The following is a 17882-nucleotide window of genomic DNA, read 5'->3' on the forward strand; positions in this document are numbered from 1 at the left end:
GCAAAAACACAGGTCTGTGCGAAGCCGCAAGGCGAAGTATACGGGCTGACGCCTGCCCGGTGCTGGAAGGTTAAGAGGAGTGGTTAGGGGCAACCCGAAGCTATGAATTGAAGCCCCAGTAAACGGCGGCCGTAACTATAACGGTCCTAAGGTAGCGAAATTCCTTGTCAGGTAAATTCTGACCCGCACGAATGGCGTAACGACTTGGGCGCTGTCTCAACGAGAGATCCGGTGAAATTTTAATACCTGTGAAGATGCAGGTTACCCGCGACAAGACGGAAAGACCCCATGGAGCTTTACTGCAGCTTGATATTGGACTTTGGTACGATCTGTACAGGATAGGTGGGAGCCTTTGAAGCCTGAGCGCCAGCTTGGGTGGAGGCGCCGTTGGGATACCACCCTGATCGTATCGGAGTTCTAACCTGGTACCGTGATCCGGTATGGGGACAGTGTCAGGTGGGCAGTTTGACTGGGGCGGTCGCCTCCTAAAATGTAACGGAGGCGTTTAAAGGTTCCCTCAGAATGGTTGGAAATCATTCGCAGAGTGCAAAGGCATAAGGGAGCTTGACTGCGAGACCTACAAGTCGAGCAGGGACGAAAGTCGGACTTAGTGATCCGGTGGTACCGAATGGAAGGGCCATCGCTCAACGGATAAAAGCTACCCTGGGGATAACAGGCTTATCTCCCCCAAGAGTCCACATCGACGGGGAGGTTTGGCACCTCGATGTCGGCTCATCGCATCCTGGGGCTGAAGTAGGTCCCAAGGGTTGGGCTGTTCGCCCATTAAAGCGGTACGCGAGCTGGGTTCAGAACGTCGTGAGACAGTTCGGTCCCTATCTGTCGCGGGCGTAGGAAATTTGAGAGGAGCTGTCCTTAGTACGAGAGGACCGGGATGGACGTACCGCTGGTGTACCAGTTGTCTCGCCAGAGGCATAGCTGGGTAGCTATGTACGGAGGGGATAAGCGCTGAAAGCATCTAAGCGCGAAGCCCCCCTCAAGATGAGATTTCCCAGTATGTAAGACCCCTTGTAGACGACGAGGTTGATAGGTTCGAGGTGGAAGTGCGGCAACGTATGCAGCTGACGAATACTAATCGGTCGAGGGCTTAACCAATAAACCTAAATGTTACTTTACGCACGTTTCGTATCTAGTTTTCAAGGCGCAAATCACGCTTTGACTGTTTGGTGATGATGGCGGAGGGGACCCACGCGTTCCCATCTCGAACACGACCGTTAAGCCCTCCAGCGTCGATGGTACTTGAACCGCAGGGTTCTGGGAGAGTAGAACGTTGCCAAGCAGCTAAGAAACCTTACAAGGAGAAATCCTCGTAAGGTTTTTTCTGTTTAGTTGATCTGCTTAGCAGGTCAAACTAGCAATAGAAGTCTTTAGAGACTCCTATTGCCATTAAAAACAGTCCAATTTGATAAATAGCAGTTTCTAGAGACTGCTATCCGGTCAAAATGGGCAAAAAATCAGGCAAAACATACGAATAAGAGCCTCCAAAGGCTCTTATTCACAGCAGAATGGCATAATAAATCTTGATAAGAGTCCCGAAGGGTTACTACTTAGGTCCCCTTATTCAAACCCCTAAAAATTGGTTAAGAATACTTAACGAATTTAATGGAGAAGAGGGATCAGGATGAAAATGAGCCTCGAAGAAATCAAACAAATTAGCCACAGTAGTCCAGATCAAATCGAGAAGGTCATTACGAAACTGCTAGAACGGATCACTGAACTGGAAAACAGAGTAGCCGAGTTGGAGCGCCAGCTAGGGCTTAACAGCAAGAATAGTAGCAAGCCGCCTTCAAGTGACGGGTTTCGTAAGCCCGCAAACTCCCGCATCGCTGGTGGCAAAAAGGGAGCACCCCTAGGTCATGAAGGACACACACTTAGTATGGTGGATGATCCGGATGCCATCCTCGACTTTTGCCTAACTACCTGCCCTGCGTGTCATGCTCCAATGGACCAGGAGAACTGTATAGGCTACGACCGGCGTCAGCAGATCGATCTGCCTGAACCACGCATCCAGACAACCGAGTTTCGCGCTCATACGAGCTGCTGCCCGCAGTGTAGCGGGGTTCATCAGGCTGCTTTTCCGTCGCATGTCAGCGCCTCTGTCCAATATGGAGCTGGTGTTACGGGCTGGATCGTGTATGTGAGTGCGTACCATATGATTCCACTGAAAAGGGTGAGCGAGATGTTTGCGGACCTGACCGGGCATTCGCTGAGCGAGGCTACGGTCATCGCCCATTTGAAGAAATCGCACAAGCAGCTAGGTCCCTATGAGGAACAAATTCGCCAAAACCTGCTGAATGCCGATGTTTTGCACGCTGATGAAACCGGCATTCACGTCGATGGCAAACAGCGATGGCTGCACACCCTCTCTAATGTGGACTGGACGTTCCAGGCGGTTCACGAAAACCGGGGCACCCTCGCTTTTGATGCCATCGGTCTGCTGCCGGCTTACTCGGGCATTCTAGTGCATGACTGCAACGGGCCGTATTTTAAAGAAAAATACACGTTCCAGCATGCCTTATGCAATGCGCACTTACTGCGGGAATGCCAAGGAATCGCCGATTATGATCATCACCAGTGGGCCGTGCAGATGAAACGCTTGCTACAAGTAGCCTGGCGTCTCACGCTAGCCGCCCGTAAAGTCTTGTGCTGCTTAGCTCCGAGTACGGTTAAATGGCTAGAGAATTGGTACGATGACATCCTGCAGCAGGGCGAGCTGGAATGGAATCAAGGGCGTACCAAAGCCAAAACCGGACCGCAAGGCAGGCAAAGCAAAAGTAAATCGGCCAATCTGGGTGAACGTTTCCGTCGTCACAAGGAACCGATTCTCCGGTTTATTCAAGATGTCCGTGTTCCTTTTGACAACAATGTCGCCGAACGAGACTTGCGGATGGCCAAGGTCAAAGCCAAAGTCTCCGGCTTATTCCGTACCTGGGACGGGGCTCATCAGTTCGCCCGCGCGCGCGGCTTCATTTCAACCCTTCGTAAACAAAATTTACCTGTACTCTCGACGCTTATTGTTACTTTTCGTGGGGAGTTTCGTTTTCCGCGTTTGGAAGAAGGTAAGTAGTAACCCCGAAGGACTCTTATCTGCCACATGCTTCAGCAAGCTAAGCATGTTAATGAGTCTGTTTATTTTTCAGTCGGGTGCCAATAACAGGAGGAAACTTTGTCATTTTTACAAAAATGCGGATAGAAGCATAGAAAGTGAGGAATTTTAGTTTACAATTAGCTGGCTAGGTTGGAGAGAGATAGGAGTGAGACGATTGGCAAATGCCTATGTGCAGATCGGAGTGGCGATGCTTCGGACAGGGATTTTGGGATATGGCGGGGGGCCGTCGATTGTGCCGTTGGTTCGGCATGAGGCGGTTACACGGTTTAAGTGGATGAAGGACGAGGAATTTATGGAAGTACTGGCGATTGCCAATACACTGCCTGGGCCAATTGCAACGAAGTTGGCTGGATATTTAGGCTATCGATTGAAAGGAACAGGGGGCGCGGTTATCGGACTGCTAGCGCATATTGTTCCAACTTGTGTCGCTATGGTGGGGTTGTATTCGTTCATTAATTTCTTTAGTAATTCGCAAGTTATTAAAGGGATGATTGCCGCGGTAGTGCCGATTGTGGCTGTTATGCTGGGGGTCATGGCCTATGAGTTTGGCGAGAAAGCGATCAAGGGATTAGGCTGGGCAGCAGGCATTACTTTCTTTGTTATCTCTTTCCTGCTGTTGCAGACTTTCGCGGTGCATCCGGCTATTGTGATTTTCTTGTTTCTCTTTTACGGTGCTTTTCATCATAAGGTAAAGGACAAGTGGAACAAAGGCAAGAAGCAGCTTGGCAAAGGTGATGGCGCATGATGGACTGGTGGCAGTTATTCGTTAGTTTTTTCCTGGCTAATGTATTCGGATATGGCGGCGGGCCTTCATCGATTCCTCTGATGTATCAAGAAATTGTGCCGAATCATGCGTGGATGACGAGCAGTGAGTTTTCCAATATGCTAGCGCTCGGAAACGCGCTCCCCGGTCCGATTGCAACGAAGATTGCGGCATATGTCGGCTTCCAAATCGGGGGTTGGGTGGGTGTGTTGATTGCTGTCGGGGCAACGGTCGTTCCGTCGATTATTGCGCTTATTATTTTGCTTAATATTTTGCATAAATATAAACAATCCCCTGTTATTAAAGGGATGACATTGCTGGTTCAGCCAGTGATTGCGATTATGATGGTATTGGTTACGTGGAGCAGTTTGGTGGAATCGACAAAGACGATTGGCTACCTCCAATTTTTTGGAATTGCGGCAGTTGCCTTCTACCTGATTCAGAAACGAAAGATACATCCTGCCTTTGTTATTGTCGCTGGCTTCGTCTACGGCGGGATTTTTCTATCGTAAGTGACGGGAGAATTTGGATGGAAGCACAAAGTTGAAACCATTTTTCGTACATATAGCTAATTCGATGTGATGTTAATTGACGTAAATTTAACCTGAACGTATAGTGAGGAAAATAGGTGCAAAGCAGGCATTTCGATTTCTTATAAGACGGTATCCAGAAACAGCATATCCCTGGTTGGGAGATGCTGTTTTGAGTATATAAGGGTCTTTTTAGGACGGAAAAGGAGGGGCTCATATGAATAAAACAGAGGCTTATTCCGTTGAAATGGTTCAAATCGTCAAACAATTTGGTTCCGTGCTAGCTAACAATCAGGTAGATTTCCGGGCAAAAGCTGGAGAGATTCATGCCTTGCTAGGGGAGAATGGCGCAGGGAAAAGCACGATGATGTGCATGCTCTCGGGCGTATATCGACCAACCAGCGGAGATATTCTGATCCGTGGAGAGAAGGTGCGCATTCGCTCTCCCAAGGATGCGATGAAGCAGGGGATTGACATGGTGTTTCAGAATTTTCGGCTTGTGCAGACGCTAACGGCAGCCGAAAATATTGTGCTTGGTGAGACCTCCTCCTTCTGGCGAGGCCCGGGTTGGCTCGCAAGGAAGTCCGAGGAAATCGAGGCGATCTCGCAGCATTTTGGTCTACCGTTCCCGGTAGATCGGCCGATCTGGCAGTTATCCGTGGGGGAGCAGCAGCGGGTTGAGATTGTGAAGACGCTGTATCGCGGCGCGGATTTGATTATTTTGGATGAGCCGACCTCGGTGTTGACGCCAGGTGAGGTCGATCAATTGTTTGAGACGCTGAACCGGATGACATCGGAAGGCAAAACGGTTATTATGACGACGCACAAGTTGAAGGAAGTCATGTTTGCCGCGGATCGGATCTCGGTGATGCGCAAAGGTCAAATGATTGCCGCCATGGCGAAATCAGCCACAAGTGAACGGGATTTGGCGCAGCTCATGGTCGGTCAAGAGAGCCTGGTGAGCCTGGAAAGCCGAGCTGTCGTAAGAGAGACAACACAAGGCAATCCAATGCTTGTGGTGAATGGTCTTGATGTATATGCGGATCATGGACGCAAAGTGCTGGATGGGCTTTATTTTCAAGTGAATGAAGGTGAAATTGTCGGCGTGGCCGGAGTCTCCGGCAATGGACAAAAAGAGCTGGCTGAGGTGCTCACAGGGCTGCGTACATGGAAGCAGGGCGAAGTCAGTTTCGCTGGAAAGGCCTTACGCAATGGATCGGTGCGCACAGCGATTGACCTGGGAATCGCCCATGTGCCGGAGAATCGCATGAAGAGCGGTTTGGCTGGCAGCCTGGGTTCGGTGGATAACCTGCTGGTCAAAACGTATCGCTCCCAAGCGCGCTCACGATTCGGCTTGTTGCGCGCGGGGAGCAACCGGAGTTGGTCGCAGAAGCTTATTGAACGATTTGATGTGAAGACATCCAGTCTGGAGGCGCCTGTTCAATATATGTCGGGGGGCAACCAACAGAAGCTGCTTTTGGCCAGAGAGATCGATCAAGATCCGAAGCTCATGGTCGCTGTACATCCGACACAAGGGCTTGATGTTGGAGCTACGGCGGGTGTTCATGCGTTATTGGAGGATCTGCGGAGGAAGGGACGTTCGGTGCTGCTGATTTCGGAGGATCTGGATGAAATACTGCATTTGGCTGATCGGATTCTCGTGATGTACGGTGGGCGTATTGTGGGTGATTTATTGCGGGAAGAAGCGGACCGGGAATATATTGGTCTGTTAATGGCAGGATCGGAGGAGGATGCGGGATGAGTGAACAACAAACAGCAGGCGCACTTCCAGTTGACAATAAAGCTGTGAAACGCGAAACAAGCTTTCGGATGCCCTACCGTTTGGAGATTGATCCAACTGGGCGCGACAGTCCATGGTGGGTAACACTTGCTGCAATTATACTGGCGCTTATCGCCTGCGGCATCTTTATCTCTCTTAATGGCATGAATCCCATTGCGGTCTACGGCAAAATGCTGAACGGAGCATTCGGCTCCACCTTCGGGCTGACTGAGACTCTGGTGAAGGCAATTCCGCTTCTGCTGTGCGGCATCGGGGTATCTTTTGCTTACCGCATCTCGGTATGGAACATTGGGGCGGAAGGGCAGTTTTTGGCGGGAGCGATGGCAGCAACGGCAATTACGGTTTATTTTCCACATTTGCCGATGTACGTGTCTATTCCGGTTATGCTATTGGCAAGTATGGCAGCAGGAGGTGTCTGGGGTTTGCTTACGGCGATTCCAAAGACCTTTTTTCAAGTCAATGAACTCATCACTTCGTTAATGCTCAATTATGTGGCTCTGCTTGCCTTGAATTATGCCGTATTCGGTCCGTGGAAAGATCCAAAAGGCTTTAACTTCCCAGGATCACCAATGTTTACAGCTGCACAATCGCTGCCTACTTGGGGGACTTCCAGGCTGCATTTGGGGATTATTTTCGCGGTGGCAGCGCTGCTGCTTTATGCTTTTGTGATTCGCTATACGCGTTATGGCTATGAATTGCGTCTGATTGGTGCGAATGCGGAAGCCGCGAGGCATGCAGGAATTCGTATTTCCAAACATGTACTTATCGTAATGATGATCAGCGGCGCATTGGCCGGACTTGCAGGAATGAGCGAGGTTTCCGGTGTGGCGCATCGCCTTATGTATGGGATATCACCTGGGTATGGTTACACGGCTATTATTGTCGCTTGGTTGGCAAAGCTGAATCCGCTGAGTTTAGTAGTCTCGTCAGTGCTCTTCGGAGGGCTGATTGTGGGTGGTTATAGTGTGCAAACGATTGGACTTCCGTCATCGACTTCATCCATGATTCAAGGGGCTATTCTGTTTTTCCTCATTGCGGGGGGAATGGCCGGGAAATTCCGGATACGCAGCAATCGCTGATGAAGTCAGCATCCAATTCACGCTGGAAAGGGGATGACGAGTCGTGGAAATGCTCACACAAATACTGATTTCCGCCATTTCTTCCGGTACTCCGCTGCTTATAGCGGTACTAGGCGGAATTCTGATCGAAAGATCCGGCATTACACAGCTTGGTGCTGAAGGCTTGATGTTGATGGGGGCTGTGATTTCGTGCTTGATGTTTATTCATACAGGCAGTTTGGCGTTGACCCTTCTCTGTGTATTGGCGGTGAGCGGAGTGCTTGGGCTGCTGCATGGGTTTCTATGCGTAACTCTGCATGCCAATCAGGTTGTTTGCGGTTTGGCCATGACGATATTCGGAGCAGGGCTTAGTGCTTATTTGGGTAAACCAGTGAGTGGAAAGCCGCTGGCGGGCGCAGTTCCCAAGCTGGACTTGCCTTGGCTGGAGCCGGTGCCATTGCTGGGCAACATATTTGCACATTTGGATCTGTTCACCTGGTTTAGCTTCGTGCTGGTCATTGCCATGCATTTGTTTATTCATCGCACCTCCTGGGGACTGCATCTTCGGGCAGTCGGCGATAATCCGGCTACGGCAGATGTTATGGGCATTCCTGTTATTGCGATTCGCTACGCTTGTATTGTAATTGGATCCATGTTGATCGGTATTGGTGGAGCAGATTTGCTGCTCGTTTACACGCCTACATGGAATGAAGGGATGACTTCCGGACGGGGCTGGATCGCGGTGGCGCTTATTATTTTTGCCAGATGGAATCCGATCAGAGCGCTGCTCTGCGCTTATTTCTTCGGTGTGCTGGATAGTCTCGGTTTCCGTGTTCAGCTGATCGGCAGTCACATTCCTTCTTATTTCCTGAAAATGATTCCATACGTCGTCACGATTCTAGTGTTGATGTTCTTAGGTTGGCGTAATCGGAATAAGCCTTCGGGCGCGCCTGAAGCTCTGGGTGTTCCTTATATTCGGGAGCAAAGATTCTAACATTGGATTAGTTAGGAGGAGTGTTAATGAGTGAACGTGAGCAACATATCGCTTATTTAAAAAGATGCGTCGAGCTCTCTGTTCTGGCGAGAGAATCCGGGAATACACCGTTCGGCGCGCTGTTAGTAGGGCCAACAGGTGCGGTTTTGCTTGAACAAGGCAATGTGGAAATTACCCAGTCCAACTGCACAGGGCACGCAGAAACGATGCTGATGGAGGCGGCCTCCAAACGATACAGCAAGGCCGAACTGTGGTCCTGCACATTATATACGTCTGTAGAGCCGTGCGCCATGTGTTCAGGCTCCATCTATTGGGGTAATGTAGGGCGAGTCGTCTATGGAATTTCCGAAAAGTTGTTGGCGCAACTAACCGGGGAGGATGAGCAGAATCCGACGTTGGATTTACCTTGCCGAGAAGTCTTCGCCAGAGGGAATAAACCGATTGAAGTCATTGGTCCTATTCAAGAAGTTGAGGCGGAGGCGGTTGCCGCTCATGAGGGATATTGGTTATAAAGGTTGAGCAGGGTAATTCTGCTCGGCCTTTTTTGTTGTTTTGGAGGGGACGTGGAGTTACTCGACCTCCCCGGAGGTAAGGGAACTACAGTACGCTATTCTAGCAAAAAGTGTCATTATCGCGAGGTTGGGGGAACTACAGTACGCTATTATGCTGTTTCAAGCGAAATTTAGCGTTTTTCGTGGAAATAAGACCCTGTAGTTCCGCTATGACTCTCGCATTCTTACTATTTGCTTAAATAGCGTACTATAGTTCCCCTCAACACGATTCCCTTACTAGTTTATCGCTACTATGAGGCTGATATCTCAGGGCGGCGAAGCCGTTTTTCTTATTAAGGGCAAGGGCATTAAAGACTGCCCCCACGGAACGATGATCCGTTGAGAGTTCATTTCGCCTACTTTTCGCTAACATAGAGGATCGACGCTCCACCAAAGGTGTTAAACTTGACGTTGATAATGATAATTGTTATCATTAACAAATGTGAATTGAGCGTAGCAGATTTCTATGCTTACAAACGAAGTTAAAGGGGTAGATGGTCATGCAACAAAGAAAAAGCAAAAAAGTTTCCGTTGCGCTAGTAAGCTTAATGAGTATGACGTTGTTATTGTCGGCTTGCGGGAGCGCATCTAATGCTGGTTCCACGGCATCCACGTCACCAACAGCTAGTTCTCCAGCGGCAACGGCTGCAGCCAAAACAGAGAAAACAATGACGGACGGGCTAGGCAATAAGGTAACCATTCCAGCTAATCCACAACGAATTATTGGTTCTTACTTAGAAGATCCTTTGATAACACTTGGTATTAAACCAGTTGCACAATGGGCTGTTGCCAGCGGTGTTCAGGACTACTTAAAGGACAGTCTGAACGGCATCCCGACGCTTCCATCGGATCTTCCATTCGAAGCGGTTGCGAGTTTCAATCCGGATCTTATGATCATCGGGGGATCCAGCGCAGCAGCAGGCGAGAAGTATGCGCAGTATGCCAAAATTACACCTACCTTTGTATTGGGCGATGAAGTCAACAATGACTGGCGCAAAGCGCTGCTGAAGATCGGCGAAATCTTCGATAAATCGAAGGAAGCAGAGCAAGCGCTAAAAACTTATGATGCGAAGGCGAAAGAAGCTAAGGATAAATTGATTAAAGCAAACGGCGAGCAATCAGCGGCTGCGATATGGGTGACTGCCAAAGCTGCCTATGTGGTAAGCGAGAACCTGTCCAGTGGAGCTTTGCTCTACAAGGACATGGGCTTCAAAGTGCCTAATGTGGTGAAAGAAATTTCCAGCAAAGGGACTGCGAACTGGCGGGCGATCTCGATGGAAGCCTTGTCTCAACTAGATGCGGATCATATTATCCTGATTCGTGGTAAGGGAGAAGGCGACCAAATTATTAACGATCCGATTTGGAAAAGCGTTTCTGCTGTGAAGAACGGGCATGTTTATGAATTTGATAAAACCCACAGCTGGTTATACAGCGGAGTTATTGCGAACAGTAAAATGATTGATGACGTTTTGAAAAGTATTTTGAAGTAAGTATGGAAAGCCGTCAGGAAGTTTCTTCTTCCTGGCGGCTTTTTTGTTATTTCACAAAAAAAGTTAGCCATGTTATGAAAGTTTACAAACTTCTTTCATATAAATTGACCCATAGGGGTAGCGCACTTACAATGAAACAAATCTTACAAATGAGTGGCAGGTTCTAACCTAAACATAGAGGTGAAACGTCATGAAATTTAAGCTGCATCAAGTGAACACAATGAATCAGATTGATTTCGTTCATGCGTTCGGCCCTCTTTTCGAACATTCCCCGTGGGTGGCTGAGCGGGCGTGGGGCTCGCTGCCTTATGCCTCACAGCAGGAATTCACGCTTGCTCTTGAGCAGGAAGTTTGGTTAGCCAGCCGGGAGGAACGGCTTGCCCTATTGCGGGCGCATCCGGACTTAGGGACAAGGGTCCAGATGACGAATCACTCGGTCCAGGAACAGTCAGGCGCAGGACTCAATCGCTTGTCCCCAGAGGAATATAAGCAATTCCTTGCCTACAACAAGCAATATACAACGAAGTTCAAGTTTCCTTTCATTATGGCTGTGAAGGGGCAAACGAAGGATACGATCAAAGAAGCGATTCGTCTGCGGATTGAACGAGACTTAGAGACGGAATTAGGCAAGGCTCTTCAGGAAGTTTGCAAGATAGGTCGTTTTCGGCTTGAAGCATTAATGGAGGATGAGAAGGGGGAAACAGCGATGAAACAAGCGAGCGTATCAGAGAGAACGATGTACTACGGAAAAGGTGATGTGTGGGTATATCGTTCTTATGCCAAACCTTTGACGAATTTAACGCTAATCCCTGAATCGGGTTTTGCGGGACGAGATAATGTGTTGTTCGGGATGAATATTAAAATCGCGGTTAGCGGAGAGAAGTTCTTTACTTCGTTCACCGAAGGCGATAACACGTTGGTCGTTGCCACGGATTCGATGAAAAACTTCCTTCTACGCAAAGCCGGCGACTATGAAGGAGCTACAGCAGAAGGCTTCCTCGCCTTCGCTGCTCGCAAGTTTCTGGAGACCTACCCGCAGATGACGGGCGTGAGAATGACGGCTGATCAAGTTGCCTTCGACGTTCTGCCAGTTCCCGGAGCCAATGGCTTGGAAAATGGAGAACTCGTCTATCGTTATTCACAAAATGAACATCCAACGGCTTTGGTTGACATGGTTCGCACAGATGAGGGGATCGTTGTTGCTGAACACTCCGGCGGTATCGCTGATCTTAAACTAATTAAGGTAAAAGGCAGCTCCTTCGCTGGTTTTGTGCGAGACGAGTACACCACGCTTCCGGAATCCTATGATCGGCCCTTATTCATCTTCTTGGATATGTCATGGAGCTATGAAGAGGTGGAAGATGCCTTCGATTCTGATCTCGGCCGTTATGTGGCTGCTGAGCAAATAAGGGATATTGCGCATACCGTATTCCATGAGCAGCATTCCCCATCGATTCAAAATCTCATTTATCGGATTGGACAACGAGCACTTACAAGATTCCCGCAGTTGAAGGACATTCGCTTCGAATCGAATAACCGCACGTGGGAAACGATTCTGGAGCAGGCTTCGGTAGGCGAAGGCAAAGTATTTACAGAACCTAGACCTCCTTATGGCTTCCAAGGGTTTTCGATGACGAAGCGTGATTTGGAGGGCCTATGAGCAGAGGGATTACAACGCATGTTCTGGATATAAGCAGCGGAAGACCTGCGAAGGATGTACACATCGCTTTATTTCGGATACAAGACGGGAAGTCGGAACTGTTAAGTTCTGGTGCAACGAACAGCGATGGCCGTCTGGAGGGACCCTTGTTGAGCGGTGAGGGTTACCAAGCTGGGGTATATGAGCTTGTTTTTCATATTGGTGATTATTTCCGAGGCACAGGCATATCGCTTCCAGAGCCGGCTTTTCTAGATCAAGTTCCGGTTCGCTTCGGAATATCAGCCACAGATGTTCACTATCATGTGCCATTATTGGTTGCGCCATGGGGATACAACACCTATAAGGGCAGCTAATTTCAAGCCACCAAGGGTTCTGAGGGAGGGATTTGCATGGATGATCAATTTGATCTCGTTATTCGTAAAGGTGCCGTAGTCCTCATAGATCAAGTACGTCAGTTGGATATCGGTATTCGAAACGGTAAAATTGCCGCGTTAGGTGAAAACCTCGCTTACTCGGAGCAAACGCCTACTTATGAAGCGGAAAATCTGGTCATCCTGCCGGGTATGGTAGATGCTCATGTTCATTTCAATGAACCCGCCTTGGGACATTGGGAGGGCTTCGCTACAGGTTCCGCATCGCTCGCCGCAGGTGGCTGCACCACCTATATCGATATGCCGCTCAACGGTGTTCCGCCAACGGTGAGATTTAGCGCCCTGAAGCAAAAATTGGAAGCGGCAGAAGGAAACTCGGTGGTCGATTATGCGCTTTGGGGCGGTCTTGTTCCCGGCAATATCGGACACTTGCAAGAGCTAGCCGAAGCTGGTGTCATTGGATTCAAGGCTTTCATGTCTTGTCCCGGCGGAGAAGGGGAAGATATTTTCGCGGAAGTGGACGACCTGACGCTCGTCGAAGGGATGAGAGAGATCGCTCGCCTGGGGCTCGTGCTTGCGCTGCATGCAGAGAGTGAAGAGATGGTCGCGAAACTGGCAGCCGAAGCGCGGGAGGAAGGCAAGCGAGGGGCGCTCGACTTCGCTGCGACGCGGCCGATCGCCGCTGAGCTGGAAGCGGTCAACCGCGCGCTCTTCTACGCGGAACAAACGGGCTGCAAGCTGCACTTCGTGCACATCAGCAGCGCTGAGGCTGTGCACGTGATCACGGATGCGAAGGCGAGAGGGCTGGACGTCACCGTGGAAACGTGCCCGCACTACTTGGTCTTGACCAGCGCGGATCTGGAGCAGCAAGGGGCGATTGCCAAATGTGCGCCGCCACTGCGTACGGCGCATGATCAAGAGCGGCTCTGGCAGGAGCTTGCTGCTGGCAGGCTTGATCTGCTCGCCTCGGATCATTCCCCCTGCCCGGCAGCGATGAAGCAAGGGGAATTTATCGAGGCGTGGGGTGGAATCTCCGGCGCGCAAAGCTCGGTCGAGCTGGTGCTGGATGAAGGCCATCTCCGCCGGGATGTGCCGCTGCCTTTGCTTGCACGGCTGCTGGCTACGGAGCCAGCCAAGCGCTTTGGGTTGTATCCGCGCAAGGGCCAAATTGCCCTGGGGGCAGATGCGGATCTGGCGCTTGTGGATTTGAAGATGAGCTATACGCTGCAAGCAAGTGATTTGCTGTACCGCCATCCGCATAGCCCCTATGTGGGGAAAACATTTGGCTGCCGAGTAAAAGCCACATTCTTACGCGGAAACCAAGTGTATGAGCTTCATGAAGGCGTTGCTGACAAGACAGAAGGAGCATGGCTTCGTCATGCTGCTGTGACAGGAGGTGTGCACAGTGGCTGAAATGACACCGACCTCTGTTCAAGAATTAGCTCAATATTCCAAGCAAATGCTTGATGTGCTGGAGTGGCTCGCAACCTACGGCGCTAATCCAGAGGGAGGAGTTACCCGGCTGCTGTACACGGAGTCATGGCTGCAGGCGCAGCGTGCGCTTTTGGCAAAGATGGAAGGGCTGGGTCTAGCAGCGAATTTCGACGCCGTAGGCAATGTATATGGGAAATTGCAAGGAAGCAACGCGTCTTTGAAGTCGGTTCTTACAGGCTCGCACGTCGACACAGTCAAAAATGGCGGTAAATATGATGGCGCATACGGCGTCGTTGCATCGCTGATGGCACTTGGCTACCTGAAGGCTGTACATGGGACTCCGAGAAGGACAATTGAAGTGATTTCATTTTGTGAAGAAGAGGGAAGCCGCTTCCCGCTTGCTTATTGGGGATCCGGCCATGTAACCGGCGTAAGATCTTACGCAAGTGCTGCAGGTATTGCAGATCTAGAGGGTACTACTTTGTTGGAAGCTATGGGAGAAGCAGGCTTCGAACCTGCAAACGCGGGCGAACATTCGGCAGTGCGTGATGATATTGGAGCTTATATTGAAATTCATATTGAGCAAGGTTCTGTTCTTGAAGTGAAACAGAAACAAATTGGCGTTGTGACCGCGATAGTTGGACAGATTCGGATGACTGTAGTTGTCAAAGGCGATTCGAACCATGCCGGAACAACACCGATGACCATGCGCCGGGATGCGCTCGCGGGAGCCGCTGAAATGGTTGTTCTCACGGAAAGTATGGCACTGGAAGAAGGCGGGCCGCTAGTGGCTACGGTAGGACGGCTGGATGTAAAGCGTGGAACCTCGAATGTGGTGCCGGGCGAAGTTGAATTTACGCTGGACATTCGGCATACGGATGAGCGGAAGATGGACGCTTTTCGAACAAGATTGCTAACAAAGCTCGGTGAAATCGCGAAGCGAAGAGAGCTTATTATAGAGACGGTTGAAAATTTACATGCTTCACCTGTTGCCATGCACCAAGGAATCTCGAATGACATTGAGGCAGCGTGCGCGACTTATGGATTCGGAAGCATGAAGCTGCCCAGCGGGGCTGGCCACGATGCCCAGTTGTTTGGGCCGATCTGTCCATCGGCGATGATTTTCGTGCCAAGCCGCGGGGGGATCAGTCATAGTCCGGAGGAGTTCACGGAACCGGATGACTTGATTGCAGGTTTTCAAACGCTGGTTCATGTGTTATACCAATATGGCTATGGGGGTAAAGCTGATGAAATCCTATAAAGACTTATCGCCCTCGCTGCGAACGATTATGACGCCCGGACCGGTTGAGGTCGACCCGCGTGTTCTGCGCGCGATGTCGTATCCGATTCTGGGACAGTTTGATCCTGAATTTACGGAATTGATGAATGAGACGATGGAAATGCTCAGGGATGTTTTTCAAACAAGCAATCAATGGGCTTACCCTATCGATGGTACCTCCCGCTCAGGTATTGAGGCGGTATTAGTCAGTGTGATTGAACCTGGGGATAAAGTGCTTGTACCGATTTATGGTCGTTTTGGCAACTTGCTTGTCGAAATTTCTGAACGCTGCGGAGCTGAAGTTGTCCTGTTGGAGAAGGAGTGGGGGACGGTATTCGACCCGCAGGAAATCATTGCCGCTATTCATCGGGAAAAGCCGAATATTGTAGCGATTGTACATGGCGAAACGTCCACGGGGTGCGTTCAACCTCTTGAAGGAATCGGGGCGGCTTGCCGTGAAGTGGATGCGCTGCTGGTCGTTGATGCTGTTGCGACAATTGGCGGCGTGCCGGTACAGACGGATGCCTGGCAGTTAGACGCGGTTATCGGTGGCACGCAGAAATGCCTGTCGGTTCCCTCTGGCATGTCTCCGATTACTTACAATGAGCGTGTTGAGGCGAAGGTGCTGCGACGCAAAACGATTGAGCGCGGTCTGCGTGAAAAAGGTTCAGCCGTAGCTGCTGGGAAGCCGGTTGCGAGCAACTACTTCGATCTCGGTCAACTGCAGGATTACTGGAGCCCCAAGCGGCTCAATCATCATACGGAGTCAACTTCCATGCTGTACGCTTTGCGCGAAGGCTTGCGGCTTGTGCTGCAAGAGGGGCTGGAGGAACGCTTTGACCGCCATAAGCGCCATGAAGCTGCCTTGGTTGCTGGCTTGAAGGCCATGGGCTTAACGTTGTATGGCAACCCCGCTTGTAAGCTTCCGGTTGTCACTTGTATTCAGATACCGCAAGGAATTGACGGCGAATCCGTTCGCGCTATGCTGCTGAATAGTTTTGGCATCGAAATTGCCAGTTCCTTCGGGCCGTTAAAAGGTCAAATTTGGCGAATTGGAACGATGGGCTTCAGCTGCAACCAGAAAAATGTGCTTCACGTGTTGGGTGCATTGGAAGCGGTGCTCTTATGGCACAAAGCTGCGATTACAAGCGGTAAAGCGCTGCAAGCGGCGTTATCCGTATATGCCCCCACAGAGGAGGAACTTCCATGTTGAACATCATGCCACGAGCGGAGCGAGCGATGATCGCTACGCCTCATTATTTGGCCAGCAGCGTAGGAAGCGCGATCTTGCAGCAGGGAGGCAATGCCTTCGATGCAGCGATTGCGATCAGCGCAACGCTTGGTGTTGTTTATCCGCATATGACGGGGCTTGGCGGGGACGCTTTTTTCTTGATGTACGATGCGGCTGCAGGCGCATATACGGGATTCAATGGAAGCGGGAAGTCTGCTGCCCAAGCTACGCCTGATTTTTATAAAGCGAAAGGGCTGCAAGCGATACCGCAAAGAGGTATTCTCAGTGCGATCACCGTTCCGGGCATGGTCGACGCCTGGTGGCAGGTATGGGAGAAATACGGCAAGCTTGCTTGGGCTAAGCTGCTTGAGCCTGCGATTGACTATGCGGAGAAAGGGTTTCCGATTTCACGCAATCTGCTGTTCTGGATGCGCAAGGATGAGGTCTTCATTCGAGCCTCAGAGCAGTTGAGCAGCTTATATATGGCGGGTGGTCAGCTTCTGAAGGAAGGCGATCGCCTCGTTCAGAAAGAGATGGCTCAGACCCTGCGAGTAGTGCAGCGAGAAGGTCGGGATGCCTTTTATAAAGGTACTCTGATGCAGTCGATTGTACAGAACATTCAGTCTGATGGCGGGCTGCTGCAGGAAGCAGATTTCCGCAATTTTGCCGGAGAATGGGTTGAGTTGCTCTCCACGACGTATCGCGGGTATGACATTTATCAAATGCCGCCGAACTCGCAAGGATTCACAGCGCTTATGATGATGAATATGCTGGAAAATGTCGATGTCAGTGCGGTTCCCCGAGCATCAGCGAATTTTTATCACTTGATGTCGGAAGTTGTTAAAAAGGCGTTCAAAGATCGCGACCTGTACTTAACCGATCCGCGTTTCCGCGAGATTCCATTGAAGCGCTTGCTTTCCAAGGCTTATGCCAAGGAACTTTGGAACGATATTCAAGCGGAGCCGTTTAAGGTCAGTGAGCATTTGTCGCCGGCGATCGGCCAGGATACGGCCTATGCTGCTGTGGTGGATGAAGAGGGGAACTCGGTTTCTTTCATACAAAGTTTATATTTTGACTTCGGTGCGGCCTATGTGCCTGGAGATACAGGAATTATCATGCAAAATCGCGGCTCTTTTTTCTCGCTGGAATCGTCTTGTGCCAATGCTTTGGAGCCAGGTAAAAGATCCTTCCATACCCTAATGCCGGCGATGGTCAGCAAAGAGGGCAAGCCTTACATGCTATACGGCACGCAGGGCGGGGAAGGTCAGCCGCAAACACAACTCTCTATTCTGACTGGTGTTCTGGACTATGGCTTGTCGATTCAAGAAGCGATTTCGCTTCCTCGTTGGGTGTACGGCCGAACTTGGGGAGAAGACGGAGACGCCCTGAAGCTGGAGCATCGTCTGGATGGAGATGTGTACGCTCGCTTGAAGAAGTGGGGACATCGTGTCGAACCCGTCAACCCATGGGATGGCATTATGGGGCAAGCGCAGGGCATTGTCATTGACGAACAAGGGTTCATGAGTGGTGCCGCCGATCCGCGGGGTGACGGTTTAGCGATCGGTTGGTAATGATTAAGTGAGGAGCGATGAG

Annotated in this window: 14 protein-coding genes and 2 rRNA genes (1 of these 16 cut by a window edge); all 16 read left to right on the forward strand. The window is 50.5% G+C overall.

Features of this window, described 5'->3' with window-relative positions; all coding sequences use genetic code 11:
* Positions 1–1113: ribosomal RNA gene (locus LOZ80_RS34305) — 23S ribosomal RNA — on the forward strand (it extends 1802 nt beyond the left edge of the window).
* A gap of 67 nt (positions 1114–1180) precedes the next feature.
* Positions 1181–1297 (forward strand): 5S ribosomal RNA (gene rrf, locus LOZ80_RS34310).
* A gap of 342 nt (positions 1298–1639) precedes the next feature.
* A complete protein-coding gene (gene tnpC / locus LOZ80_RS34315; protein ID WP_238166678.1) occupies positions 1640–3085 on the forward strand; it encodes an IS66 family transposase in 1446 nt (481 codons plus the stop codon).
* A 196-nt stretch (positions 3086–3281) separates the two neighbouring features.
* Positions 3282–3872 (forward strand): chromate efflux transporter ChrB, encoded by a 591-nt coding sequence (locus tag LOZ80_RS34320; RefSeq protein ID WP_283214807.1) that lies wholly within the window; start codon positions 3282–3284, stop codon positions 3870–3872.
* A complete protein-coding gene (locus LOZ80_RS34325; protein ID WP_238168712.1) occupies positions 3869–4402 on the forward strand; it encodes a chromate efflux transporter ChrA in 534 nt (177 codons plus the stop codon). Before LOZ80_RS34320 ends, LOZ80_RS34325 begins: the two co-directional genes overlap by 4 nt.
* A 235-nt stretch (positions 4403–4637) precedes the next feature.
* Positions 4638–6182: an ABC transporter ATP-binding protein gene (locus LOZ80_RS34330; protein ID WP_238168713.1), complete on the forward strand. Its 1545-nt coding sequence runs from the start codon at positions 4638–4640 to the stop codon at positions 6180–6182.
* On the forward strand, positions 6179–7300 hold the full coding sequence (locus tag LOZ80_RS34335) for an ABC transporter permease (protein WP_238168714.1): 1122 nt from the start codon (positions 6179–6181) through the stop codon (positions 7298–7300). Before LOZ80_RS34330 ends, LOZ80_RS34335 begins: the two co-directional genes overlap by 4 nt.
* A gap of 43 nt (positions 7301–7343) precedes the next feature.
* Positions 7344–8273, forward strand: a complete 930-nt coding sequence (locus LOZ80_RS34340; RefSeq protein ID WP_238168715.1) for an ABC transporter permease — start codon at positions 7344–7346, stop codon at positions 8271–8273.
* Positions 8274–8299: 26 nt separating this feature from the next.
* Entirely contained in the window at positions 8300–8785 is a 486-nt protein-coding gene (locus LOZ80_RS34345) for a nucleoside deaminase (protein ID WP_238168716.1), read from the forward strand.
* A 539-nt stretch (positions 8786–9324) separates the two neighbouring features.
* Positions 9325–10314, forward strand: a complete 990-nt coding sequence (locus tag LOZ80_RS34350) for an ABC transporter substrate-binding protein (protein ID WP_238168717.1) — start codon at positions 9325–9327, stop codon at positions 10312–10314.
* A 190-nt stretch (positions 10315–10504) separates the two neighbouring features.
* Entirely contained in the window at positions 10505–11974 is a 1470-nt protein-coding gene (gene pucL, locus LOZ80_RS34355) for a factor-independent urate hydroxylase (protein WP_238168718.1), read from the forward strand.
* A complete protein-coding gene (gene uraH, locus LOZ80_RS34360; RefSeq protein WP_238168719.1) occupies positions 11971–12327 on the forward strand; it encodes a hydroxyisourate hydrolase in 357 nt (118 codons plus the stop codon). Before pucL ends, uraH begins: the two co-directional genes overlap by 4 nt.
* A 36-nt stretch (positions 12328–12363) precedes the next feature.
* Entirely contained in the window at positions 12364–13758 is a 1395-nt protein-coding gene (locus tag LOZ80_RS34365) for an allantoinase (RefSeq protein ID WP_238168720.1), read from the forward strand.
* A gap of 1 nt (position 13759) precedes the next feature.
* The gene (locus LOZ80_RS34370) at positions 13760–15040 is read left to right on the forward strand and encodes a M20 family metallo-hydrolase (RefSeq protein WP_238173200.1); all 1281 of its coding nucleotides are present in this window, start codon (positions 13760–13762) and stop codon (positions 15038–15040) included.
* The gene (locus LOZ80_RS34375) at positions 15027–16271 is read left to right on the forward strand and encodes a pyridoxal-phosphate-dependent aminotransferase family protein (RefSeq protein ID WP_238168721.1); all 1245 of its coding nucleotides are present in this window, start codon (positions 15027–15029) and stop codon (positions 16269–16271) included. The genes LOZ80_RS34370 and LOZ80_RS34375 overlap by 14 nt, the downstream gene beginning before the upstream one ends.
* Positions 16265–17860, forward strand: a complete 1596-nt coding sequence (ggt, locus tag LOZ80_RS34380; protein WP_238168722.1) for a gamma-glutamyltransferase — start codon at positions 16265–16267, stop codon at positions 17858–17860. Before LOZ80_RS34375 ends, ggt begins: the two co-directional genes overlap by 7 nt.
* Positions 17861–17882: the final 22 nt, after the last annotated feature.

It is taken from the genome of Paenibacillus sp. HWE-109, assembly GCF_022163125.1.
Lineage (GTDB): Bacteria > Bacillota > Bacilli > Paenibacillales > NBRC-103111 > Paenibacillus_E.

Bases quoted from the DNA above. Each gene is read 5' to 3' on its own strand.
- uraH (WP_238168719.1), top strand. From the start codon at position 11,971: ATGAGCAGAGGGATTACAACGCATGTTCTGGATATAAGCAGCGGAAGA.
- ggt (WP_238168722.1), top strand. From the start codon at position 16,265: ATGTTGAACATCATGCCACGAGCGGAGCGAGCGATGATCGCTACGCCT.
- pucL (WP_238168718.1), top strand. From the start codon at position 10,505: ATGAAATTTAAGCTGCATCAAGTGAACACAATGAATCAGATTGATTTC.
- tnpC (WP_238166678.1), top strand. From the start codon at position 1,640: ATGAAAATGAGCCTCGAAGAAATCAAACAAATTAGCCACAGTAGTCCA.
- LOZ80_RS34335 (WP_238168714.1), top strand. From the start codon at position 6,179: ATGAGTGAACAACAAACAGCAGGCGCACTTCCAGTTGACAATAAAGCT.
- LOZ80_RS34345 (WP_238168716.1), top strand. From the start codon at position 8,300: ATGAGTGAACGTGAGCAACATATCGCTTATTTAAAAAGATGCGTCGAG.
- LOZ80_RS34370 (WP_238173200.1), top strand. From the start codon at position 13,760: ATGACACCGACCTCTGTTCAAGAATTAGCTCAATATTCCAAGCAAATG.
- LOZ80_RS34350 (WP_238168717.1), top strand. From the start codon at position 9,325: ATGCAACAAAGAAAAAGCAAAAAAGTTTCCGTTGCGCTAGTAAGCTTA.
- LOZ80_RS34365 (WP_238168720.1), top strand. From the start codon at position 12,364: ATGGATGATCAATTTGATCTCGTTATTCGTAAAGGTGCCGTAGTCCTC.
- LOZ80_RS34325 (WP_238168712.1), top strand. From the start codon at position 3,869: ATGATGGACTGGTGGCAGTTATTCGTTAGTTTTTTCCTGGCTAATGTA.
- LOZ80_RS34375 (WP_238168721.1), top strand. From the start codon at position 15,027: ATGAAATCCTATAAAGACTTATCGCCCTCGCTGCGAACGATTATGACG.
- LOZ80_RS34330 (WP_238168713.1), top strand. From the start codon at position 4,638: ATGAATAAAACAGAGGCTTATTCCGTTGAAATGGTTCAAATCGTCAAA.